Source organism: Pseudomonas sp. PAGU 2196 (genome assembly GCF_022179005.1).
GTDB lineage: Bacteria > Pseudomonadota > Gammaproteobacteria > Pseudomonadales > Pseudomonadaceae > Aquipseudomonas > Aquipseudomonas kermanshahensis.
This window is the reverse complement of sequence record NZ_BNTL01000023.1, coordinates 25,873-48,019: the sequence shown is the minus strand read 5'-3', so window position 1 is coordinate 48,019 and position 22,147 is coordinate 25,873. Positions and strand designations below refer to the sequence as shown.

19 protein-coding genes are annotated in these 22,147 nt (G+C 60.5%); 16 read left to right on the top strand and 3 right to left on the bottom strand.

Annotated features, from left to right (window positions below; genetic code table 11):
- Positions 1 to 21: 21 nt before the first annotated feature.
- Positions 22 to 1,311: a citrate synthase gene (gltA, locus tag MFF34_RS19785; protein WP_027592878.1), complete on the bottom strand. Its 1,290-nt coding sequence runs from the start codon at positions 1,309 to 1,311 to the stop codon at positions 22 to 24.
- A gap of 351 nt (positions 1,312 to 1,662) precedes the next feature.
- Here gltA and sdhC point away from each other — a divergent pair, with 351 nt between their 5' ends.
- The 11 genes from sdhC (at position 1,663) to MFF34_RS19730 (ending at position 15,778) form a co-directional block, all read left to right on the top strand.
- On the top strand, positions 1,663 to 2,049 hold the full coding sequence (gene sdhC, locus MFF34_RS19780; protein ID WP_077068487.1) for a succinate dehydrogenase, cytochrome b556 subunit: 387 nt from the start codon (positions 1,663 to 1,665) through the stop codon (positions 2,047 to 2,049).
- Positions 2,043 to 2,411 (top strand): succinate dehydrogenase, hydrophobic membrane anchor protein, encoded by a 369-nt coding sequence (sdhD, locus tag MFF34_RS19775; protein WP_027592876.1) that lies wholly within the window; start codon positions 2,043 to 2,045, stop codon positions 2,409 to 2,411. Before sdhC ends, sdhD begins: the two co-directional genes overlap by 7 nt.
- Positions 2,412 to 2,414: 3 nt before the next feature.
- A complete protein-coding gene (sdhA, locus tag MFF34_RS19770; RefSeq protein WP_027592875.1) occupies positions 2,415 to 4,187 on the top strand; it encodes a succinate dehydrogenase flavoprotein subunit in 1,773 nt (590 codons plus the stop codon).
- Positions 4,188 to 4,198: 11 nt separating this feature from the next.
- Positions 4,199 to 4,903 (top strand): succinate dehydrogenase iron-sulfur subunit, encoded by a 705-nt coding sequence (locus tag MFF34_RS19765; protein ID WP_008091906.1) that lies wholly within the window; start codon positions 4,199 to 4,201, stop codon positions 4,901 to 4,903.
- Positions 4,904 to 5,148: 245 nt separating this feature from the next.
- Positions 5,149 to 7,980 (top strand): 2-oxoglutarate dehydrogenase E1 component, encoded by a 2,832-nt coding sequence (locus MFF34_RS19760; RefSeq protein WP_027592874.1) that lies wholly within the window; start codon positions 5,149 to 5,151, stop codon positions 7,978 to 7,980.
- Between the two features lie 42 nt (positions 7,981 to 8,022).
- Positions 8,023 to 9,243: a 2-oxoglutarate dehydrogenase complex dihydrolipoyllysine-residue succinyltransferase gene (gene odhB, locus MFF34_RS19755; protein ID WP_027592873.1), complete on the top strand. Its 1,221-nt coding sequence runs from the start codon at positions 8,023 to 8,025 to the stop codon at positions 9,241 to 9,243.
- A 93-nt stretch (positions 9,244 to 9,336) separates the two neighbouring features.
- Positions 9,337 to 10,773, top strand: coding sequence for a dihydrolipoyl dehydrogenase (gene lpdA / locus MFF34_RS19750; RefSeq protein ID WP_027592872.1), 1,437 nt, complete (start codon positions 9,337 to 9,339; stop codon positions 10,771 to 10,773).
- 172 nt (positions 10,774 to 10,945) lie between these two features.
- A complete protein-coding gene (sucC, locus tag MFF34_RS19745) occupies positions 10,946 to 12,112 on the top strand; it encodes an ADP-forming succinate--CoA ligase subunit beta (RefSeq protein WP_008091914.1) in 1,167 nt (388 codons plus the stop codon).
- Positions 12,112 to 12,996 (top strand): succinate--CoA ligase subunit alpha, encoded by an 885-nt coding sequence (gene sucD / locus MFF34_RS19740; protein ID WP_003254203.1) that lies wholly within the window; start codon positions 12,112 to 12,114, stop codon positions 12,994 to 12,996. The genes sucC and sucD overlap by 1 nt, the downstream gene beginning before the upstream one ends.
- 494 nt (positions 12,997 to 13,490) lie before the next feature.
- Entirely contained in the window at positions 13,491 to 14,804 is a 1,314-nt protein-coding gene (brnQ, locus tag MFF34_RS19735; protein WP_027592871.1) for a branched-chain amino acid transport system II carrier protein, read from the top strand.
- Positions 14,805 to 15,028: 224 nt separating this feature from the next.
- Complete coding sequence (locus tag MFF34_RS19730; RefSeq protein ID WP_099428721.1) at positions 15,029 to 15,778, top strand: DUF599 domain-containing protein; 750 nt, start codon at positions 15,029 to 15,031, stop codon at positions 15,776 to 15,778.
- A gap of 67 nt (positions 15,779 to 15,845) precedes the next feature.
- On the opposite strand, the gene MFF34_RS19725 is transcribed toward MFF34_RS19730, so the two are convergent.
- The gene (locus MFF34_RS19725) at positions 15,846 to 16,121 is read right to left on the bottom strand and encodes a hypothetical protein (RefSeq protein WP_027592869.1); all 276 of its coding nucleotides are present in this window, start codon (positions 16,119 to 16,121) and stop codon (positions 15,846 to 15,848) included.
- Between the two features lie 153 nt (positions 16,122 to 16,274).
- On the opposite strand from MFF34_RS19725, the gene MFF34_RS19720 reads away from it, so the two are divergent.
- The 4 genes from MFF34_RS19720 (at position 16,275) to MFF34_RS19705 (ending at position 19,995) form a co-directional block, all read left to right on the top strand.
- Entirely contained in the window at positions 16,275 to 16,751 is a 477-nt protein-coding gene (locus tag MFF34_RS19720) for a PaaI family thioesterase (protein ID WP_238215982.1), read from the top strand.
- The gene (locus tag MFF34_RS19715; protein WP_238215980.1) at positions 16,748 to 17,230 is read left to right on the top strand and encodes a PaaI family thioesterase; all 483 of its coding nucleotides are present in this window, start codon (positions 16,748 to 16,750) and stop codon (positions 17,228 to 17,230) included. Before MFF34_RS19720 ends, MFF34_RS19715 begins: the two co-directional genes overlap by 4 nt.
- 70 nt (positions 17,231 to 17,300) lie before the next feature.
- On the top strand, positions 17,301 to 19,205 hold the full coding sequence (htpG, locus tag MFF34_RS19710) for a molecular chaperone HtpG (RefSeq protein ID WP_027592866.1): 1,905 nt from the start codon (positions 17,301 to 17,303) through the stop codon (positions 19,203 to 19,205).
- Positions 19,206 to 19,269: 64 nt separating this feature from the next.
- Positions 19,270 to 19,995, top strand: a complete 726-nt coding sequence (locus MFF34_RS19705) for a dienelactone hydrolase family protein (protein WP_099454832.1) — start codon at positions 19,270 to 19,272, stop codon at positions 19,993 to 19,995.
- A gap of 133 nt (positions 19,996 to 20,128) precedes the next feature.
- On the opposite strand, the gene MFF34_RS19700 is transcribed toward MFF34_RS19705, so the two are convergent.
- Positions 20,129 to 20,992 (bottom strand): pirin family protein, encoded by an 864-nt coding sequence (locus tag MFF34_RS19700; protein ID WP_238215979.1) that lies wholly within the window; start codon positions 20,990 to 20,992, stop codon positions 20,129 to 20,131.
- A gap of 115 nt (positions 20,993 to 21,107) precedes the next feature.
- Here MFF34_RS19700 and MFF34_RS19695 point away from each other — a divergent pair, with 115 nt between their 5' ends.
- Complete coding sequence (locus MFF34_RS19695; protein ID WP_186680723.1) at positions 21,108 to 22,112, top strand: amidohydrolase family protein; 1,005 nt, start codon at positions 21,108 to 21,110, stop codon at positions 22,110 to 22,112.
- The last annotated feature ends 35 nt before the right edge of the window (positions 22,113 to 22,147 follow it).

Sequence of the window (22,147 nt, the reverse complement as noted above, 5' to 3'; positions counted from 1 at the left end):
TTTGCGTTCGGCTCGAGGAGCTTACTTGCGGTCGGTCAGGGCGACGATATCGCGCTTCTGCTCGCCAGTGTACAGCTGGCGCGGGCGGCCAATCTTGTACGGGCTGGAGAGCATTTCTTTCCAGTGCGAGATCCAGCCCACGGTACGCGCCAGGGCGAAGATCACGGTGAACATGCTGGTCGGAATGCCGATCGCCTTGAGGATGATCCCCGAGTAGAAGTCGACGTTCGGGTACAGCGAGCGCTCGATGAAGTAAGGATCGGTGAGGGCGATCTCTTCCAGGCGCATGGCCAGTTCCAGCTGCGGGTCGTTCTTGATGCCCAGCTCGCGCAGGACTTCGTCGCAGGTCTGCTTCATCACGGTGGCGCGTGGGTCGCGGTTTTTATAAACGCGGTGACCGAAGCCCATGAGCTTGAACGGATCGTTCTTGTCCTTGGCCTTGGCGATGAAGGTGTCGATGTTCGAGACATCGCCGATTTCATCGAGCATGGTCAGTACGGCTTCGTTCGCACCGCCGTGGGCAGGGCCCCACAGTGCGGCGATACCGGCGGCGATACAGGCGAACGGGTTGGCACCCGAGGAGCCTGCCAGGCGTACGGTGGAGGTGGAGGCGTTCTGCTCGTGGTCGGCGTGGAGGATGAAGATCCGGTCCATTGCCTTGGCCAGCACCGGGCTGATCGGTTTGATCTCGCACGGGGTGTTGAACATCATGTGCAGGAAGTTTTCCGCGTACGACAGGTCGTTGCGCGGGTACATCATCGGCTGACCCATGGAGTACTTGTAAACCATCGCGGCCAGGGTCGGCATCTTGGCGACCAGGCGCACCGCGGAAATTTCGCGGTGTTGCGGGTTATTGATGTCCAGGGAGTCATGGTAGAACGCCGACAGGGCGCCGACCACACCGCACATCACCGCCATTGGGTGAGCGTCGCGGCGGAAACCGTTGAAGAAGGACTTCAGCTGCTCGTGAACCATGGTGTGGTTTTTCACGGTGCTGACGAACTGGGCCTTCTGCTCGGCATTCGGCAGTTCGCCGTTGAGCAGCAGGTAGCAGGTTTCGAGGTAGTCCGATTGTTCGGCGAGCTGTTCGATCGGGTAGCCGCGGTGCAGCAGAATACCCTTGTCGCCGTCGATGTAGGTGATCTTCGACTCGCACGAGGCAGTCGCCATGAAACCAGGGTCGAAGGTGAAGTGACCAGTGGCCCCCAACCCGCGGACGTCGATTACATCAGGACCAACGGTGCCGGTTAAAATGGGCAGCTCGACGGGGGCAGCGCCCTCGATGACCAACTGCGCTTTTTTGTCAGCCATGTGGCCTCCTATTAATGCTTGAAATCATCAGACAGACCCCCCACGCAGGGCCCGCACCACTATAGAGGGATAAATTCAGATGTCAATTTGCCTAAAGGCTGGTTGAAACGGGGCCTGAGGCCTGATTTTTCTCGAAATTGTCGCCCATTTACGCCTTTTGCTCGCTAAAGGCAATGCGCTATTTGGGCTACCCCATCACGTTGTCATAAGCAGCCTAACTGTCTATACTCGGCACCCGACCGCCAGGGGCTTGCAAGCCCGAACTGCTGGGGGTCGCCGTTCCCTGGGTGGTGGGTACCTGACCAGTACACTTACCAACAACTTTGCCCTGTTCGCTAGGGGCTCTTCAGTGTGAAAAAAGCCGTGAAAAGCCAACGACCTGTAAACCTAGACCTAAGGACCATCAAGCTCCCGATCACCGCGTACACGTCCATTCTGCACCGTATCTCCGGCGTCATCCTGTTCCTCGGCCTGGCCATCATGCTTTATGCATTGGGCAAGTCCCTGGGTTCCGAGGAAGGCTTCGGTGAGGTGAAGGCGTGTCTGACCAGTCCGCTGGCCAAACTGGTGACCTGGGCCCTGCTGTCCGCCCTGCTGTATCACCTGGTGGCAGGTGTTCGCCACCTGATCATGGACATGGGCATCGGTGAGACGCTGGAAGGCGGCAAACTGGGCTCGAAAATCGTGATTGTCATCTCCGTGGTGGTGATCGTTCTGGTGGGAGTTTGGGTATGGTAACCAATGTCACGAACCTGTCGCGTTCGGGCCTCTATGACTGGATGGCACAGCGCGTCTCTGCGGTCGTTCTCGCGGCTTACTTCCTCTTCCTGATCGGTTACGTCGTAGCCCACCCAGGTATCGACTATGCCCAGTGGCACGGTCTGTTCTCCAACAACGCGATGCGGATCTTCAGTCTGCTGGCCCTCGTTGCCCTGGGCGCTCACGCCTGGGTCGGCATGTGGACCATTGCCACCGACTACCTGACGCCAATGGCGTTCGGCAAGTCGGCAACTGCGATTCGTTTCCTGTTCCAGGCGGTATGCGGCGTTGCGATGTTCGCTTACTTCGTCTGGGGTGTGCAGATTCTCTGGGGTATCTGATCCATGGCTAGCATTCCAACTATTTCCTTCGACGCCATCATTATTGGTGGCGGCGGCGCCGGCATGCGCGCAGCGCTGCAGCTGGCTCAAGGTGGTCACAAGACTGCCGTAGTGACCAAGGTCTTCCCGACCCGTTCGCACACTGTATCCGCCCAGGGCGGCATCACCTGCGCCATCGCTTCGGCCGACCCGAACGATGACTGGCGCTGGCACATGTACGATACCGTCAAAGGTTCCGACTACATTGGTGACCAGGACGCTATCGAATACATGTGTCAGGAAGGCCCGGCTGCGGTCTTCGAGCTGGACCACATGGGCCTGCCGTTCTCGCGTACCGAAACCGGCCGTATCTACCAGCGTCCGTTCGGTGGCCAGTCCAAGGACTTCGGCAAGGGTGGCCAGGCTGCCCGTACCTGCGCCGCTTCCGACCGTACCGGTCACGCGCTGCTGCACACCCTGTACCAGGGCAACCTGAAAGCCGGCACCACCTTCCTCAACGAGTACTACGCCGTTGACCTGGTGAAGAACCAGGACGGTGCGTTCGTTGGTGTGATCGCCATCTGCATCGAAACCGGCGAAACCCTGTACATCAAGTCCAAGGCCACCGTTCTGGCTACTGGCGGTGCAGGCCGTATCTACGCCTCGACCACCAACGCCCTGATCAACACCGGTGACGGTGTCGGCATGGCCCTGCGTGCCGGTGTGCCGGTGCAGGACATCGAAATGTGGCAGTTCCACCCAACCGGCATCGCCGGCGCCGGTGTACTGGTCACCGAGGGTTGCCGCGGTGAGGGTGGCTACCTGATCAACGCCCACGGCGAGCGCTTCATGGAGCGTTACGCGCCGAACGCGAAAGACCTGGCCGGCCGCGACGTCGTTGCCCGTTCCATGGTCAAAGAAATCATCGCCGGCAACGGTGTGGGCCCGAACAAGGACCACGTACTGCTGAAGCTGGACCACCTGGGCGAGGAAGTGCTGCACAGCCGCCTGCCAGGTATCTGCGAACTGTCCAAGACCTTCGCCCACGTCGACCCAGTGGTCGCGCCGGTGCCGGTCGTGCCGACCTGCCACTACATGATGGGTGGTGTTGCCACCAACATTCATGGCCAGGCCATCACCATGGACGCCGAAGGCAAGGACCACATCATTCCGGGTCTGTTCGCCGTAGGTGAAGTGGCATGCGTATCGGTCCACGGCGCCAACCGCCTGGGCGGTAACTCGCTGCTCGACCTGGTCGTGTTCGGCCGTGCTGCCGGCCTGCACCTGGAAAAGGCGCTGACCGAAGGCGTCGAGTACCGCGATGCCAGCGACACCGACGTCGATGTTGCCCTGAACCGCCTGAACAAGCTCAACGAGCGTACCACTGGCGAAGACGTGGCAAGCCTGAAGCGCGAGCTGCAAAGCTGCATGCAGAACTACTTCGGTGTATTCCGTACTGGCGAATACATGCAGAAGGGTATCGAGCAGCTGGCTGGCCTGCGTGACCGCATCGCCAACGTGAAGATCAACGACAAGTCCCAGGCCTTCAACACTGCGCGTATCGAAGCGCTGGAGCTGCAGAACCTGCTGGAAGTTGCCGAAGCTACCGCCATTGCGGCCGAAGCCCGTAAAGAGTCGCGCGGTGCTCACGCCCGTGAAGACTTCGAAGACCGTGACGACGAAAACTGGCTGTGCCACACCCTGTACTACCCGGGTGAGAAGCGCGTTGCCAAGCGCGGCGTCAACTTTGCGCCGAAGACCGTGCCGGCCTTCGAGCCTAAAATCCGGACTTACTAAGGGTGGCTGCTATGTTGAAAGTCGAAGTTTATCGTTACAACCCCGACACCGACTCGGCGCCCAAGATGGAGTCGTTCGACGTCGATACCGGCGGCAAGGACCTGATGGTCCTGGACGTACTGGCACTGATCAAGGAAAAGGACGAGGGCTTCTCGTACCGTCGCTCCTGCCGTGAAGGCGTGTGCGGTTCCGATGGCATGAACATGAACGGCAAGAACGGCCTGGCCTGCATCACCCCGCTGTCGGGTGTGGTCAAGGGCAACAAGCTGGTGCTGCGCCCGCTGCCGGGCCTGCCGGTCATTCGTGACCTGGTCGTCGACATGAGCATCTTCTACAAGCAGTACGAGAAGGTGAAGCCGTTCCTGCAGAACGACACCCCGGCTCCGGCCATCGAGCGTCTGCAGTCGCCAGAAGAGCGTGACAAGCTGGACGGTCTGTACGAGTGCATCCTGTGCGCTTGCTGCTCGACCTCTTGCCCGTCGTTCTGGTGGAACCCAGACAAGTTCCTGGGCCCCGCTGCTTTGCTGCAGGCCTATCGCTTCCTGGCCGACAGCCGTGACACCAAGACCCAGGAGCGCCTGGCGTCCCTGGATGACCCGTTCAGCGTCTTCCGCTGCCGTGGGATCATGAACTGCGTAAACGTTTGCCCTAAGGGTCTGAACCCAACCAAGGCAATCGGTCACGTACGTAACATGCTGCTGCAAAGCGGTACCTGATTCAAAACGTTGTACCTGCAGTAAGCCGAGGTGCGGGTGGTGAGCCCGCACTGAGGTAAAACTCGAGCAAGGGCCCACAAAGCCCGCGCTCATTACCTATGAAGATATGAGACCAGCAGGGGCTTTCCGGGCTGGTACCCGGAAAATCAGCAAGATCCAAGTGGCGTGGTTCAGTCGCTGTGTTCGGACTTTTCCAGGTTTGCTGTGGCTCTCGCCGATCGTCCCCTAACCGAGGGTGACCAAGCATGCAAGAAAGCGTGATGCAGCGCATGTGGGAAAGCGCCCACCTTTCAGGTGGTAACGCTGCATATGTGGAAGAGCTCTACGAGCTTTACCTGCACGACCCTAACGCTGTGCCAGAAGAGTGGCGCACTTACTTCCAGAAGTTGCCAGCCGACGGCAGCACCGCTACCGATGTATCGCACTCGACAATCCGCGACCATTTCGTACTGCTGGCAAAGAACCAGCGCCGCGCCCAACCGGTATCCGCCGGGAGCGTGAGCAGTGAACACGAGAAGAAGCAGGTTGAAGTTCTGCGACTGATCCAGGCCTATCGTATGCGCGGCCATCAGGCTGCCAAGCTCGACCCGTTGGGGTTGTGGCAGCGCCCTGCGCCCGTAGACCTGTCGATCAATCACTACGGCTTGACCAATGCCGATCTTGATACGACCTTCCGTGCCGGCGACCTGTTCATCGGCAAAGAGGAAGCGAGCCTACGCGAGATCTCCGAGGCGCTCCAGAAGACATATTGTCGCACCATTGGCGCCGAGTTCACCCACATCGTCGATTCCGAGCAGCGCAGCTGGTTCCAGCAGCGCCTTGAAAGCGTGCGCGGCCGTCCGGAATTTTCCGCTGACGTGCAGGCTCACCTGCTCGAGCGCGTCACGGCCGGTGAGGGCCTTGAGAAGTACCTGGGCACCAAATACCCAGGCACCAAGCGTTTCGGCCTGGAAGGCGGCGAAAGCCTGATTCCGATGCTGGACGAGATGATCCAGCGCTCCGGCTCCTACGGTACCAAGGAAGTCGTGATCGGCATGGCCCACCGTGGCCGTCTGAACGTGCTGGTCAACACCTTCGGCAAGAACCCGCGCGAGCTGTTCGACGAGTTCGAAGGCAAGAAGATGAACGAGTTGGGCTCCGGTGACGTGAAATATCACCAGGGCTTCTCCTCCAACGTGATGACCACCGGTGGCGAAGTTCACCTGGCCATGGCGTTCAACCCGTCCCACCTGGAGATCGTTTCGCCAGTGGTCGAGGGTTCGGTGCGCGCCCGTCAGGACCGCCGCAACGACACCGTTGGCGACAAAGTGCTGCCGATCTCGATCCACGGCGATGCTGCGTTCGCAGGCCAGGGCGTGGTGATGGAAACCTTCCAGATGTCGCAGACCCGCGGTTTCAAGACCGGCGGTACCGTGCACATCGTGATCAACAACCAGGTTGGTTTCACCATCAGCAACCCGCTGGACTCGCGTTCCACCGAGTACGCCACCGACGTTGCCAAGATGATTCAGGCGCCGATCCTGCACGTCAATGGTGATGACCCGGAAGCCGTGCTGTTCGTGACCCAGCTGGCCATCGATTACCGCATGCAGTTCAAGCGTGATGTGGTCATCGACCTGGTTTGCTACCGTCGCCGCGGCCACAACGAGGCCGACGAGCCGAACGGTACCCAGCCGCTGATGTATCAGCAGATCAGCAAGCAGCGCACCACCCGTGAGCTGTATGCCGAAGCGCTGATCCAGGCAGGTCGCATCGATGCCGAGCGTGCTCAGGCCAAGATCGACGAGTACCGTAACGCCCTGGACAACGGCCTGCACGTGGTCAAGAGCCTGGTCAAGGAGCCGAACCGCGAGCTGTTCGTCGACTGGCGTCCGTACCTGGGCCATGCCTGGACCGCGCGTCACGACACCCGCTTCGACCTCAAGACCCTGCAAGACCTGTCGGCCAAGCTGCTCGAGCTGCCAGAAGGTTTCGTGGTTCAGCGTCAGGTGTCGAAGATCTACGAAGATCGCCAGAAGATGCAGGCCGGTGGCTTGCCGATCAACTGGGGTTATGCAGAGACCATGGCATACGCCACCCTGCAGTTCGAAGGTCACCCGATCCGCATGACCGGCCAGGACATCGGCCGTGGCACCTTCTCGCACCGCCACGCGGTGTTGCACAACCAGAAGGACGCCAGCACCTACGTGCCGCTGCAGAACCTGTTCCCAGGCCAGCCGCGCTTCGACCTGTACGACTCCTTCCTGTCGGAAGAAGCGGTGCTGGCGTTCGAATACGGCTACTCGACCACCACGCCGAACGCGCTGGTGATCTGGGAAGCCCAGTTCGGCGACTTCGCCAACGGCGCGCAAGTGGTGATCGACCAGTTCATCACCAGCGGCGAGCACAAGTGGGGCCGTCTGTGCGGTCTGACCATGCTGCTGCCGCACGGCTATGAAGGGCAGGGCCCGGAGCACTCCTCCGCGCGTCTGGAGCGTTACCTGCAGCTGTGCGCCGAGCACAACATTCAGGTCTGCGTACCGACCACCCCAGCTCAGATCTACCACCTGCTGCGTCGCCAGGTCATCCGTCCGCTGCGCAAGCCGCTGATCGTCCTGACGCCGAAGTCGCTGCTGCGCCACAAGTTGGCCGTTTCGACCTTGGAAGACCTGGCAGAAGGCTCGTTCCAGACCGTGATCCCGGAAATCGACACCCAGGATCCAGCCAAGGTCGAGCGCCTGGTGCTGTGTGGCGGCAAGGTCTACTACGACCTGCTGGAAAAACGCCGTGCCGAAGGCCGCGAAGACATCGCCATTGTGCGTATCGAGCAGCTGTACCCGTTCCCGGAAGACGACCTGGTCGAAATCCTGGCGCCGTACACCAACCTCAAGCATGCAGTCTGGTGTCAGGAAGAGCCGATGAACCAGGGCGCCTGGTACAGCAGCCAGCACCACATGCGCCGTATCCTGGGCCGCCACAACAAGGCACTGGTCCTGGAATACGCCGGCCGCGACGCATCTGCCGCGCCAGCCTGTGGTTACGCTTCGAAGCACGCCGAACAGCAGGAAAAACTGCTGCAAGACGCCTTCACTGTTTAACGCCTTCGCGCACCTGAAACCGAATTTAAGGAAACACTGATAATGGCTATCGAGATCAAAGCCCCAACCTTCCCGGAATCGGTCGCCGACGGCACCGTTGCCACCTGGCACAAGAAGCCGGGCGACGCCGTCAAGCGTGACGAGCTGATCGTCGACATCGAGACTGACAAAGTCGTCCTGGAAGTCCTGGCCACCGCCGATGGCGTGCTGGGTGACATCGTCAAGGGCGAGGGCGACACCGTCCTGTCCGACGAGCTGCTGGGTTCGATCGTTGAAGGTGGCGCTGCCGCTGCGCCTGCTGCTGCTCCGGCCGCTGCTGCCCCGGCTGCCGCTGCCGCCGATGCTGGCGAAGACGACCCGGTTGCCGCGCCTGCCGCACGCAAGCTGGCTGAAGAGAACGGCATCGACCTGGCTACCGTTGCCGGCACCGGCAAAGGCGGTCGCGTCACCAAGGAAGACGTTGTCGCTGCAGTCGCCAACAAAAAGTCTGCACCTGCTGCTGCCCCGGCTGCCAAGCCTGCCGCTGCCGCTGCTGCCCCGGTTGTGACCGCCGCTGGCGATCGCACCGAGAAGCGCGTGCCGATGACCCGTCTGCGTGCCAAGATCGCCGAGCGTCTGGTCGAAGCTCAGTCCAACATGGCGATGCTGACCACCTTCAACGAAGTCGACATGACCGAAGTCATGGCCCTGCGTTCGAAGTACAAGGACCTGTTCGAGAAGACCCACAACGGCGTACGCCTGGGCTTCATGTCGTTCTTCGTCAAGGCTGCCACCGAAGCGCTGAAGCGCTTCCCGGCTGTGAACGCCTCGATCGACGGCAACGACATCGTCTACCACGGTTTCGCCGACGTCGGCGTTGCCGTCTCCAGCGACCGTGGCCTGGTAGTACCGGTGCTGCGTAACGCCGAGTCGATGAGCCTGGCTGAAATCGAGAACGGCATCGCCACCTTCGGCAAGAAGGCCCGTGATGGCAAACTGTCGATCGAAGAAATGACCGGCGGCACCTTCACCATCACCAACGGTGGTACCTTCGGTTCGATGATGTCGACCCCGATCGTCAACCCGCCGCAGGCTGCCATTCTCGGCATGCACAACATCATCCAGCGCCCGATGGCCATCAATGGTCAAGTGGTCATCCGCCCGATGATGTACCTGGCGCTGTCGTACGATCACCGCCTGATCGACGGCAAGGAAGCGGTAACCTTCCTGGTCACCATCAAGAACCTGCTGGAAGATCCGTCTCGCCTGCTGCTGGACATCTAACCCTCTGGCTGCGTACCGTTCGGCCCCTGGCTTCGAAAGAGGCGGGGCCGCGCGGTTCGCGGCTTGTAGCTTGTAGCTGATAAGGAATCTTTTATGACCCAGAAATTCGACGTAGTGGTGATTGGTGCAGGTCCTGGCGGCTATGTGGCTGCCATCAAGGCTGCCCAACTTGGTCTGAAGACTGCCTGTATCGAGAAATACACCGACGCCGAGGGCAAGCTGGCCCTGGGCGGCACCTGCCTGAACGTAGGTTGCATTCCGTCCAAGGCGCTGCTGGACAGCTCCTGGAAGTACAAGGAAGCCAAAGAGAGCTTCAACGTCCACGGTATCTCCACTGGCGAAGTGAAGATGGACGTCGCCGCGATGGTTGGCCGCAAGGCTGGCATCGTCAAGAACCTGACCGGTGGCGTTGCTACCCTGTTCAAGGCTAACGGCGTTACTTCGATCCAGGGCCACGGCAAACTGCTGGCCGGCAAGAAAGTCGAAGTCACCAAAGCTGACGGCACCACCGAAATCATCGAAGCCGACAACGTGATCCTGGCCTCCGGCTCGCGTCCGATCGACATTCCGCCGGCTCCGGTCGACCAGAACGTCATCGTCGACTCCACCGGCGCCCTGGAATTCCAATCGGTTCCAAAGCGTCTGGGTGTGATCGGTGCTGGCGTGATCGGCCTGGAGCTGGGCTCTGTATGGGCTCGCCTGGGTGCTGAAGTCACCGTCCTGGAAGCCCTGGACACCTTCCTGATGGCTGCCGACACCGCCGTGTCGAAAGAAGCCCAGAAGACCCTGACCAAGCAAGGCCTGGACATCAAGCTGGGCGCTCGCGTCACCGGCTCGAAAGTCAACGGCAACGAAGTCGAAGTGACTTACACCAATGCCGAAGGCGAACAGAAGATCACCTTCGACAAGCTGATCGTTGCGGTCGGCCGTCGTCCAGTGACCACTGATCTGCTGGCTTCCGACAGCGGCGTCACCATCGACGAACGTGGCTACATCTTCGTCGACGATCACTGCGCTACCAGCGTTCCGGGCGTGTTCGCCATCGGTGACGTGGTACGTGGCATGATGCTGGCGCACAAGGCCTCGGAAGAGGGCATCATGGTTGTCGAGCGCATCAAAGGCCACAAGGCCCAGATGAACTACGACCTGATCCCATCGGTTATCTACACCCACCCGGAAATCGCGTGGGTCGGCAAGACCGAACAGTCCTTGAAGGCCGAGGGTGTTGAGGTTAACGTAGGCACCTTCCCGTTCGCGGCCAGCGGCCGTGCGATGGCAGCCAACGACACCGGTGGTTTCGTCAAGGTTATCGCTGACGCCAAGACCGACCGCGTACTGGGTGTGCATGTGATTGGCCCATCGGCTGCCGAACTGGTACAGCAGGGCGCAATCGCAATGGAATTCGGCACCAGTGCCGAGGATCTGGGCATGATGGTCTTCAGCCATCCAACCCTGTCCGAAGCGTTGCATGAAGCAGCGCTGGCAGTGAATGGCGGCGCCATTCACGTGGCCAACCGTAAGAAGCGTTAATTATAAGAAACCACGGCGGGCTGCCCGTCGTGAGTCTTGCGTGCATGACTCACCGCGGAAAGTCCGCCGGATCGGACTACACGGGATAACCCGGGGTTAACGGTCACAGGTGGTGCGGCGCCAGCAATGGCGCAGCGCCGAAGCGCAGTACCTAACGAAGACGGTAAAAAGCATGAATCTTCACGAGTATCAGGGTAAGCAGCTGTTCGCTGAATACGGCCTGCCAGTTTCCAAGGGTTTCGCTGTCGATACCCCTGAAGCTGCAGCAGAAGCTTGCGACAAGATCGGCGGTTCCGAGTGGGTTGTTAAAGCCCAGGTTCACGCAGGTGGTCGCGGTAAAGCGGGCGGCGTCAAGCTGGTTCGCAGCAAGGAAGACGCCAAGGCGTTCGCTGCGCAATGGTTGGGCAAGCGCCTGGTAACCTACCAGACCGACGCCAACGGTCAGCCAGTGACCAAGATCCTGGTCGAATCCTGCACTGACATCGCCAAAGAGCTGTACCTGGGCGCTGTAGTCGATCGCTCGAGCCGCCGCATCGTGTTCATGGCTTCCACCGAAGGTGGCGTGGACATCGAGAAAGTCGCTCACGAAACTCCTGAGAAGATCATCAAGGCTACTATCGATCCGCTGGTCGGCGCTCAGCCGTTCCAGGGTCGTGAACTGGCATTCCAGCTGGGTCTGGAAGGCAAGCAAGTTGCACAGTTCGCCAAGATTTTCGTAGGCCTGGCCAAGCTGTTCAAAGAACACGACCTGGCCCTGCTGGAAGTCAACCCGCTGGTCATCAAGGCCGACGGCGACCTGCACTGCCTGGATGCGAAGATCAACATCGACGCAAACGCCATGTACCGTCAGCCTAAGCTGAAAACCTTCCACGACCCGTCGCAGGACGATCCTCGTGAAGCCCACGCTGCCAGCTTCGAGCTGAACTACGTGGCCCTGGAAGGCAACATCGGCTGCATGGTCAACGGTGCCGGCCTGGCCATGGGTACCATGGACATCGTCAACCTGCACGGCGGCAAGCCAGCCAACTTCCTCGACGTAGGTGGTGGTGCTACCAAAGAGCGCGTTACCGAAGCCTTCAAGATCATTCTGTCCGACAGCAATGTCGCGGCCGTTCTGGTCAACATCTTCGGCGGCATCGTTCGCTGCGACATGATTGCCGAAGGCATCATCGGTGCAGTGAAAGAAGTCGGCGTTAAAGTTCCGGTTGTCGTTCGCCTCGAAGGCAACAACGCCGAACTGGGCGCTAAAGTACTGGCAGAAAGCGGTTTGAACATCATTGCGGCAACCAGCCTGACCGACGCTGCTCAACAAGTTGTCAAAGCTGCGGAGGGCAAGTAATGAGCGTCCTGATCAATAAAGACACCAAAGTCATCTGCCAGGGCTTCACCGGCTCGCAGGGTACTTTCCACTCCGAACAAGCCATCGCCTACGGCACCAAGATGGTCGGCGGCGTTACCCCAGGCAAGGGTGGCACCACCCACCTGGGCCTGCCGGTGTTCAACACCGTCAAGGAAGCTGTGGAAGCGACCGGCGCTGATGCTTCGGTCATCTACGTTCCGGCTCCGTTCTGCAAAGACTCGATCCTGGAAGCGGCCTTCGGCGGCATCAAGCTGATCGTCTGCATCACCGAAGGCATTCCTACCCTGGACATGCTGGATGCCAAGGTCAAGTGCGACGAGCTGGGCGTTACCCTGATCGGCCCTAACTGCCCAGGCGTCATCACCCCAGGCGAGTGCAAGATCGGCATCATGCCAGGTCACATTCACTTGCCAGGCAAGGTCGGTATCGTTTCGCGTTCCGGCACCCTGACCTATGAAGCCGTTAAACAGACCACCGACGCCGGCTTCGGCCAGTCGACCTGCGTCGGCATCGGCGGTGACCCGATCCCAGGCTCCAACTTCATCGACATCCTGAAGCTGTTCCAGGAAGACCCGAAGACCGAAGCGATCGTCATGATCGGTGAGATCGGCGGTTCGGCTGAAGAAGAAGCCGCGGCCTACATCAAGGCCCACGTCACCAAGCCTGTCGTTTCCTACATCGCTGGTGTTACCGCACCTGCGGGCAAGCGCATGGGCCACGCTGGCGCCATCATCTCTGGCGGCAAAGGCACTGCGGACGAGAAGTTCGCTGCGCTGCAGGACGCAGGTGTTAAAACCGTGCGTTCGCTGGCCGACATCGGCAAGGCCCTGGCCGAGCTGACTGGCTGGGAAGCCAAGAAGTAATACGCTTCACCCCCCACGCGCACAGAGGCCACCTTCGGGTGGCCTTTGTCGTTTACGGGTTGCGGCAATCCACAGCTAGCCGATTCTGTAGGAGCAGCCTTGTGCTGCGAAGAGGCCTGTGTGGGCAATAAAGATTAGTGATAGCTGCACTGGCCCCTTCGCAGCACAAGGCTGCTCCTACAAGGGGAGAGGCATGAAGTGGGTTTTTCGATGGGTTTGATAGGGATTTTCACACAGACACTTTCCGCCCCGCTGCGATAATTACCCCGTCCCCGGTCGCACAGACGACAAACACATACGCACATCGGACAAGCAGCACTGTGCCAGTGCGTTTAACTGCTAAAACAGTTAATCTACGCGTTCACTTTGTGCCCGTCCCCCAAAAGGGAACGACACGCTAAACGGGTCTGGCTCACCAAGCCGGGCAGCATTTCCCTCATCCATAGGGAAATCCCCTCTCGAATCCCGATTTCAGCAGTGTGGTACTACCTTAAATGAAAGTTCTAAAAGGCCAGGATATCCTGGCGCTTGGCTTTATGACGTTTGCGCTTTTCGTGGGCGCCGGCAATATCATCTTCCCGCCTATCGTCGGTCTGCAGTCTGGCCCGCACGTGTGGATGGCGGCCCTTGGCTTCCTGGTGACCGCCGTGGGCCTACCCGTCATCACCGTGGTCGCGCTGGCCAAGGTCGGTGGCGGCATGGATGCCCTGAGCAGCCCGATCGGCAAGTTCTTCGGTGGCCTGCTGGCCGCCGTGTGCTACCTGTCGGTTGGCCCGCTGTTCGCGACGCCGCGTACCGCGACCGTGTCGTTCGAGGTCGGTGTGGCGCCGTTGACCGGTGAAAGCCCGTTGGCGTTGTTCATCTACAGCCTGGTGTATTTCATCGTGGTGCTGGCGGTGTCCATGTATCCGGGCAAACTGCTCGATACCGTGGGGCGTTTCCTTGCACCGCTGAAGATCATCGCCTTGGCCGTGCTGGGCATCGCAGCGTTCGCGTTGCCTGCCGGTACCATTGGTGAAGCGCAACCGGCCTATGCCGCCGCGGCGTTTTCCAAGGGCTTCTCCGATGGTTACCTGACCATGGACACCCTGGGCGCGCTGGTGTTCGGTATCGTCATCGTCAATGCCATCCGCTCGCGCGGTGTCGAATCACCGAAGCTGATCACCCGTTATGCCATCATCGCCGGCCTGATCGCGGGTGTGGGCCTGGCACTGGTGTACATCAGCCTGTTCCGCCTGGGTGCCGGCAGCCACGAAATCGCGGCTGACGCTACTAACGGCGCTGCAGTACTGCATGCCTATGTACAGCACACCTTCGGTTCGCTGGGCAGCGGCTTCCTGGCCGTATTGATCGCGCTGGCGTGCCTGGTGACCGCGGTTGGCCTGACCTGCGCGTGCGCCGAGTACTTCAGCCAGATTCTGCCGCTGTCGTACCGCGCACTGGTGGTGATCCTGGCAGGCTTCTCGCTGCTGATTTCCAACCTGGGCCTGACCAAGCTGATCATGTTCTCGATCCCGGTGCTTACCGCAATCTACCCGCCGTGCATCGTGGTGGTGGGCCTGAGCTTCGTGAAGGACCTGTGGAACTCGCCAACGCGCATTCTTGCGCCAGTCATGTTGGTGTCGCTGGTGTTCGGTATTGTCGACGCGATCAAAGGCAGCAGCCTGGCGCATGTCCTGCCGGACGCCGCTGCACACCTGCCGCTGAGCGATCAAGGCCTGGCCTGGCTGGTGCCGTCGGTGGTCACCCTGGCCGCTGCCGTGGTCTGCGACCGCATGCTGGGCAAGCCGCGCGAAGCGCTGGCTTGATAGGTTGAAGCCTGAGGGCGGCACCGGCCACAAGCCGTAGGGTGCCTGCCAGCGGTTCTCACCTGAAAAACCCCGCGTCCGAAAGGGCGCGGGGTTTTTGTTTGTGTGCACCGGCGATGGGCTGGGCAGGCAAAAACAATTTGTGACAGCGGTGTGTCTTTCCGGGCTTGCGGGCGTCGAAATGCGGTCTCTACTCTTGTGCACCTGGCTTTCGGGAAACCTGCATGAACTTCATTCAAAGCAATCTCAACAACCTGCTGGCAATCGCCTGGTTTGTCGCCTGCTGGGGCGGTTATACCCGCTATGCCATCTGGAAAGGCCGCGATACCGCCTGCCTGGCCAGCGTGCTGCACTTGTACCGTGAAGACTGGATGCGCCGCATGTTGCTGCGCGACAACCGCATCGCTGACGCCAGCGTGATCGGCAACCTGGAGCGCAATGCCTCGTTTTTTGCCTCCAGCACCCTGATCATTCTTGCTGGCATTCTGACTGTGCTCGGCGCTTCGGACCGGGCGTTGTCGCTGCTGGCTGACCTGCCCTTGGTGCAGCAGGCGTCCCAGGGCATGTCGGAAATCAAGCTGCTGTGCTTGGCGACCGTGTTCGTCTATGCCTTTTTCACCTTTAGCTGGTGCATGCGCCAGTACAACTTTGCAGCCGTGCTGGTCGGCTCTGCGCCAATGATTGGTGAGCGCCTGGTCAATGAACTGGAGCGCAAGGCATTTGCCTCACGGGCGGCGAGGGTGCTGTCGCTGGCGGCCAACCAGTTCAACTTCGGGTTGCGCGCTTATTACTTTGGCATGGCCATGTTGAGCTGGTTTATCAGCCCGTGGTTATTTATGGGCATGAGTGTCGGCGTAGTGCTGATTCTGTACCGCCGCGAGTTCCATTCCGATGTGCTGGATGTGATGGTGTACACGCCCACGGAAAGTGCGCCGATTGATGCCGCTAAAGAAAGTTCCGTTTCCGGTGCCTGAAACGTTTAATCTTTAAACTGCAGGTACAAAAAAACCCGACATTGTCGGGTTTTTTTGTACGCGCCGATTACTGCTTGGCAGGTTCGGCCGGAGTAGCAGGTGCTGCTTCCGTCGACGGAGCGGCTTCTTCAGCTGCCTTCTGCTGCGCTTCGGCCTGATCTTTGGCGGCTTCGGCGTTTTCCTTGGCGGCTTCGTTCATCTTATCCTGAGCTTCGCCCATCTTTTCCTGGGCTTGCTCAGCGTGTTGCTGCGCGTCCTGGGCTTTATCTTCGCTCGCTTTATCGCAAGCGGCCAGGCCCATGGTAGCAGCCAGCATGAGAGCAAAAGCAAAAGGTTTACGCATGGGGGTGTATCTCCTTGGTGGAATAAGTGACTTGTTCCTTCGAGTGCAACTACGCGGAAGAAGTTCCGCGAAGGTTACAGATATATAACCCCCCGTTCTATATAGACTTTTTAACGTTTTTATGTCGTTGCATCAGCGGCCCGGGAACTTGCGATGAGCGATTCAAGCTTGATGGCCATGGCCGAACGTTTTCTGTCGGCCTTGAAGCATTGTCAGTTGTTGCACATGCGCGTGGCACATGCCGACGCCGACGGCATGACGTTGATCCTGCCGTGGTCGCCTGCGATCGTCGGCAACCCGCAAACCGGCGCGGTGCACGGCGGGGCGCTGACCACGTTACTGGACACCACCTGCGGCATGGCCACCCTGTGTGCACTGCCACGATTCGAGGTGTGCCCGACCTTGGACCTGCGCATCGACTACATGCACGCGGCCGAATCCGGCAAGGACATCTTTGGCCACGCCCAGTGTTATCGGGTTACCCGGGATGTGATCTTCACCCGTGGCAGCGCCTACCAGGACGACCCCGACCGGCCGATCTGCCAGGTGGTGGGCACGTTCATGCGCCTGGGGTCGCAAGTCAAGGGCGGCCTCGGCTTTGGTAGCCGGCTCAAGGAAGGTGACGCATGATCCCGCTCGAGGTCCGTCAACAGCTCAATGCGGCCCATGCGGTCGGTGACTACCGGCCACTGCTGGCGTTGATTCCCTATGCCGGCTTGATCGGCATCGAATGCGAGCGCGAGGGCGAGGATCTGTTGTTTCGCCTGCCCGCGAGTGCGGACAACATTGGTAACCCTTTACTGCCCGCGATCCACGGCGGGGTGATCGCAGGCTTCATGGAGCTTTCCGCAGCGCTGTATCTGCTGATCTTCAGCGAGAGTGCGAGCATTCCCAAGGTCATCGACTTCTCCATCGATTACCTGCGCGCCGGGCATTTTCGCGACACGTATGCCCAGTGCCAACTGTGGCGCCAGGGGCGGCGGGTGACCAATGTCGCCATCACCGCCTGGCAGGGTGATCGGCAGTCGCCAATCGCCACTGCGCGGGCGCATTTCAAGATCGAACCGGAAAAGCCCTTGAAATCGTCTGGGCAGCCCCCATCTGCATGACATCCGCCATTAACGCAGGCCGAACCGGCTGCCAGGCGCCCACTGTCATCTGATCGGAGTTTTGAAGACCATGAGTGTGGAAACACAAAAGGAAACCCTGGGCTTCCAGACCGAGGTAAAGCAGCTGCTGCACCTCATGATTCACTCGCTGTATTCCAACAAGGAAATCTTCCTGCGTGAGCTGGTTTCCAACGCCTCCGACGCCGCTGACAAGCTGCGCTTCGAGGCCTTGGCCAAGCCGGAACTGCTCGAAGGCGGCGCGGATCTGCGCATTCGGCTGAGCTTCGACAAGGACGCCGGTACGATCACACTCGACGACAACGGCATCGGCATGAGCCGCGAAGACGTCATCACCCACCTGGGTACCATCGCCAAGTCCGGCACTGCCGACTTCATGAAGAACCTCACCGGTGACCAGAAGAAGGATTCGCACCTGATCGGTCAGTTCGGTGTGGGCTTCTATTCGGCCTTCATCGTGGCTGACAAGGTCGACGTCTACAGCCGTCGTGCTGGCCAGCCAGCCTCCGAGGGTGTGCACTGGTCGTCGAAAGGCGAGGGCGAGTTCGAAGTCGCAACCGTCGACAAGCCAGAGCGCGGTACCCGCATCGTCCTGCACCTGAAGAAGGACGAGCAGGAGTTTGCTGATGGCTGGCGCCTGCGCAACCTGGTCAAGAAGTACTCCGACCATATTGCCCTGCCGATCCAGTTGCCGAAGGAGCAAGCCGCTGCCGAAGGCGAAGAACAGCCCGCCGAGGAATGGGAAACCGTCAACCGCGCCAGCGCCCTGTGGACCCGTCCGCGTACCGAGATCAAGGACGAGGAGTACCAGGAGTTCTACAAGCATATCGGCCATGACTTCGAAAACCCGCTGGCCTGGAGCCACAACAAGGTTGAAGGCAAGCTCGAATACAACTCGCTGCTGTACGTGCCGGCCCGCGCGCCGTTCGACCTGTACCAGCGTGAAGCACCGCGTGGCCTGAAGCTGTATGTGCAGCGCGTGTTCATCATGGACCAGGCCGAGTCGTTCCTGCCGCTGTACCTGCGCTTTATCAAGGGCGTGGTCGACTCCAACGACCTGTCGCTGAACGTGTCGCGCGAGATCCTGCAGAAAGACCCGATCATCGATTCGATGAAGACCGCGTTGACCAAGCGCGTGTTGGACATGCTGGAGAAGCTGGCGAAGAACGAGCCTGAGCAGTACAAGGGCTTCTGGAAAAACTTCGGCCAGGTGCTGAAGGAAGGCCCGGCCGAGGACTTCGCCAACAAAGAGAAGATCGCAGGCCTGCTGCGCTTCGCTTCCACCCATGACGACAGCGGTGAGCAGAGCGTCGCCCTGGCCGACTACCTGGCCCGCGCCAAGGAAGGCCAGGACAAGATCTACTTCCTCACCGGCGAGACCTACGCGCAGGTCAAGAACAGCCCGCACCTGGAAGTCTTCCGCAAGAAAGGCATCGAGGTCCTGCTGCTGACCGACCGTATTGACGAGTGGCTGATGAGCTACCTCAACGAGTTCGACGGCAAGAGCTTCGTCGACGTTGCCCGCGGCGACCTGGACCTGGGCAAGCTGGACTCCGAGGAAGACAAGAAGGCCCAGGAAGAAGTCGCCAAGGACAAAGAAGGCCTGGTCGAGCGCCTGAAAGGCGCGTTGGGTGAGAGTGTTGCCGAGGTGCGTGTTTCCCACCGCCTGACCGACTCGCCGGCCATCCTCGCCATCGGCGAACAGGACCTGGGCCTGCAGATGCGTCAGATCCTCGAAGCCAGCGGGCAGAAGGTGCCGGATTCCAAGCCGATCTTCGAGTTCAACCCGACCCACCCGCTGATCGAGAAGCTGGATAACGAGCAGAGCGAAGACCGCTTCGCCGAGCTGTCGCACATCCTGTTCGATCAGGCGGCCCTGGCGGCCGGTGACAGCTTGAAAGACCCGGCGGCCTACGTTCGTCGCCTGAACAAGCTGCTGGTCGAGCTATCTGCTTGAGTTGATGCAAAGGAAAGCCCGCTTCGGCGGGCTTTTTTCATGGTGAAGCCTTAAGGAGTGCTTGATGAGCAAGGTAATCGTCGAATCGCTGGTTTATCACCTGTCCGGCAAAACGTATGAAAGCCGTCTGGTCCATGAGCCCGGTGCGCTACCTAAGCCTGGCCTGGTGATGGCGCCGAACTGGATGGGTATTGGCGAAGGTGCCGAGCGCATTGCCAAGGAAGTGGCCGAGAAGGGCTATGTGGTGCTGATTGCCGACCTCTATGGGCAGTCGGTGCGACCGTCCAATGCCGACGAGGCAGGGGCGGCGATGATGCCACTGAAGAACGACCGCGCCGAACTGCGCAAGCGCATGAATGAAGCGCTGTCGCAGTTGCTGGCGCAGTCGAAGGCATTGCTGGAGCCTGGCAAGGTGGCCACCTTCGGCTTCTGCTTCGGTGGTTGCTGTGCCTTGGAGCTGGCGCGTACGGGCGCCGACCTGAAGGCGGCGGTGTCGTTCCATGGCACGCTGGACACCCCGAATCCTGAAGATGCCAAGCGTATCAAGGGCTCGGTGCTGGTGTTGCACGGCGCAGCGGACCCGCTGGTGCCGAAGGAGCAACTGCCGGCGTTCGAGGAGGAGATGAACGCGGCCAAGGTCGATTGGCAGCTGCTTAGCTATGGTGGTGCGGTGCACTCGTTCACTGACCCGAATGCCAATGTACCGGGCAAGATGCAGTACGACCGCAAGACATCGGAGCGGGCGTTCCGCTCGATGCACAATCTGCTGACTGAAGTGTTCCAGCGCTGACAGTGCATGGGGGCTGCTGCGCGGCCCTTTCGCCGGCAAGCCGGCTCCCACCCGAACTGTGTAGCCTCCAAGTCTAGCGCCGCACCTGTGGGAGCTGGCTTGCCAGCGATTGGGCCGCAAAGCGGCCCCCCATTTATCTTGGTAACTCGATCCGCGAGGTCTCCCCCGGTACCTTTGGCCAATCCCCCGCAGCCCACCTCACCCTGGCCTGCTCGATCAAGGTCGGATCGCTCGCCACGAAATTCCAGTTCATCCGCCGCGGCCCATCCAGTGGCTCGCCGCCGATCAACACCAACTGGCATTCACCCTCTGCATACAACGTCATCTGCTCACCCTCGGGCAGTACCACCAGGCTGCATGGCTCAACCTCCTCCTCATTGAGCATCAACTCGCCATCCAGCAGGTAGAGCGCCCGTTGCACTGGCTCATCAGGTACCCGCAATGCAGTGGCGGGCTGCATCTGCACATGCGCGTAAAGGGTAGGGGAGAGCACGGGCACCGGCGATTCCAGGCAGAAGCCACTGCCCGCAATCATGCAGATGCGCACACCAAGGCTATCGCTCACCGGCAGGCTAGCCGCCGGGTGGTGGCTGTAATGGGGCGTGCCTTGTTCGAGCGCGCGGGGTGACGCCAGCCACACCTGCAGGCCATGCAGGCGCGAGCCGCGGGCAAGCGCACTGGCAGGGGTGCGCTCGACATGCGCCACGCCGCTGCCTGCCGTCATCCAGCTGACATCGCCCGGCTTCACGTGCTGTTCGGAGCCAAGGCTGTCCTTGTGCAGGATCTCGCCTTCGAACAGGTACGTCAGCGTCGACAGGCCGATATGCGGGTGCTGGCGTATGTCCATGCCATGGCCTGGGGCGTAGTCCGTTTCGAGCATATGGTCGAAGAACACAAACGGGCCGACACTGCGGCATCGCGCCGAGGGCAGCGGCCGCAAAATCGGCTGGCCCTCGACCGACTCGGCACGTGGGCGGATGACCAGGGGGCTGCTCATGAGGGGCTCCAGGCAGGTTGCAAGTGCTCCAAGCATAGCGGTTTGCCGGGCATGGCTGAACTGCTGCGCTTGGCGGTCGGTCTACCCTGTTCGAACCAGGAGAAGGAAGCTGCCCATGATCGCCAGAATGCTGGCTGGCGCGTTGTTGTGCGCAGGGGTGTGCCTGTCGGCGCAGGCGCGTGATTACCGCTACAGTGACGCCCACCTGCACTACGTCGACTTTTTCCAGGAGACGGAGGGCATGCCGGCCTTGATCAAGGCCATGGATGAAGCCGGCATCGAGCAGTCGATGATTTCTGGTATTCCGGTGGCCAAGAAATGGCATGAGGACGAACCCAAGCGCCCGCGCTACTACGCCGGGGACGACGCCGATGCCTATTGGTACAGCGCGACCGATACCTACGTGGCGGCAGCGGTGCAAGAACTGCCCGCAGCGCAGCGCAAGCGCTTTCATCCGTTTCTGACCGGCTTCAACCCAGTGGACAAGAACGCGGTCAGCCATATCGAGCGCATGCTCGATCTCTACCCAGGGCTCTGGCAGGGCATTGGTGAGGTTTTCACCCGCCACGACGACCTGACGGCGTTGACCAGCGGTGACACCCCGCGCGCCAACAACGAGGCCATGACCCGCATCTATCACCTGGCGGCCGAACGGGACTTGCCAGTGCTGCTGCACTCCAACATCACCTCCAAGCGTGAACGCAACCCACTGTACCTGGCCGAAATCGAAGAGCCGCTGCGCAATCACCCGCACACGCGTTTCATTTGGGCGCATGCTGGCAGCAGCATGGAAATTCATCGGCATCAGACGCAGATGGACTTTCTGCTGCCGGTGCTGACGCGCTTGCTGGAGGATTACCCGAACCTGTATGTCGACCTGTCGTGGAGCGTGCTCGAGCCTTATCTGCTGGATGACAAGGGTGTGCCGCGCAAGGCTTGGGTGGCGTTGGTAGAACGTTACCCGGAGCGGTTCATGCTCGGGTCGGATGTGGTGGGCAAGTTTGGGAGCCTTGGCGAGCAGATGCACGGGTTCAAGCCGTTTCTGGATGCGTTGCCGGAGGCGGTGGCGCACAAGGTGGCCAAGGATAATTTTCTGGCTGTGTTGCCCAAGGCTAGGTAACACAAAAGAAAACGCCCCGAACCAGTCGGGGCGTT

Excerpts from the sequence above, each read along its gene's own strand:
- htpG (WP_027592866.1), top strand. The coding sequence starts at position 17,301 with ATGAGTGTGGAAACACAAAAGGAAACCCTGGGCTTCCAGACCGAGGTA.
- MFF34_RS19705 (WP_099454832.1), top strand. The coding sequence starts at position 19,270 with ATGAGCAAGGTAATCGTCGAATCGCTGGTTTATCACCTGTCCGGCAAA.
- MFF34_RS19725 (WP_027592869.1), bottom strand. The coding sequence starts at position 16,121 with ATGCGTAAACCTTTTGCTTTTGCTCTCATGCTGGCTGCTACCATGGGC.
- gltA (WP_027592878.1), bottom strand. The coding sequence starts at position 1,311 with ATGGCTGACAAAAAAGCGCAGTTGGTCATCGAGGGCGCTGCCCCCGTC.
- odhB (WP_027592873.1), top strand. The coding sequence starts at position 8,023 with ATGGCTATCGAGATCAAAGCCCCAACCTTCCCGGAATCGGTCGCCGAC.
- MFF34_RS19695 (WP_186680723.1), top strand. The coding sequence starts at position 21,108 with ATGATCGCCAGAATGCTGGCTGGCGCGTTGTTGTGCGCAGGGGTGTGC.
- MFF34_RS19720 (WP_238215982.1), top strand. The coding sequence starts at position 16,275 with ATGAGCGATTCAAGCTTGATGGCCATGGCCGAACGTTTTCTGTCGGCC.
- sucC (WP_008091914.1), top strand. The coding sequence starts at position 10,946 with ATGAATCTTCACGAGTATCAGGGTAAGCAGCTGTTCGCTGAATACGGC.
- MFF34_RS19700 (WP_238215979.1), bottom strand. The coding sequence starts at position 20,992 with ATGAGCAGCCCCCTGGTCATCCGCCCACGTGCCGAGTCGGTCGAGGGC.
- MFF34_RS19765 (WP_008091906.1), top strand. The coding sequence starts at position 4,199 with ATGTTGAAAGTCGAAGTTTATCGTTACAACCCCGACACCGACTCGGCG.
- sdhD (WP_027592876.1), top strand. The coding sequence starts at position 2,043 with ATGGTAACCAATGTCACGAACCTGTCGCGTTCGGGCCTCTATGACTGG.
- brnQ (WP_027592871.1), top strand. The coding sequence starts at position 13,491 with ATGAAAGTTCTAAAAGGCCAGGATATCCTGGCGCTTGGCTTTATGACG.
- sdhA (WP_027592875.1), top strand. The coding sequence starts at position 2,415 with ATGGCTAGCATTCCAACTATTTCCTTCGACGCCATCATTATTGGTGGC.
- MFF34_RS19715 (WP_238215980.1), top strand. The coding sequence starts at position 16,748 with ATGATCCCGCTCGAGGTCCGTCAACAGCTCAATGCGGCCCATGCGGTC.
- sucD (WP_003254203.1), top strand. The coding sequence starts at position 12,112 with ATGAGCGTCCTGATCAATAAAGACACCAAAGTCATCTGCCAGGGCTTC.
- MFF34_RS19730 (WP_099428721.1), top strand. The coding sequence starts at position 15,029 with ATGAACTTCATTCAAAGCAATCTCAACAACCTGCTGGCAATCGCCTGG.
- lpdA (WP_027592872.1), top strand. The coding sequence starts at position 9,337 with ATGACCCAGAAATTCGACGTAGTGGTGATTGGTGCAGGTCCTGGCGGC.
- MFF34_RS19760 (WP_027592874.1), top strand. The coding sequence starts at position 5,149 with ATGCAAGAAAGCGTGATGCAGCGCATGTGGGAAAGCGCCCACCTTTCA.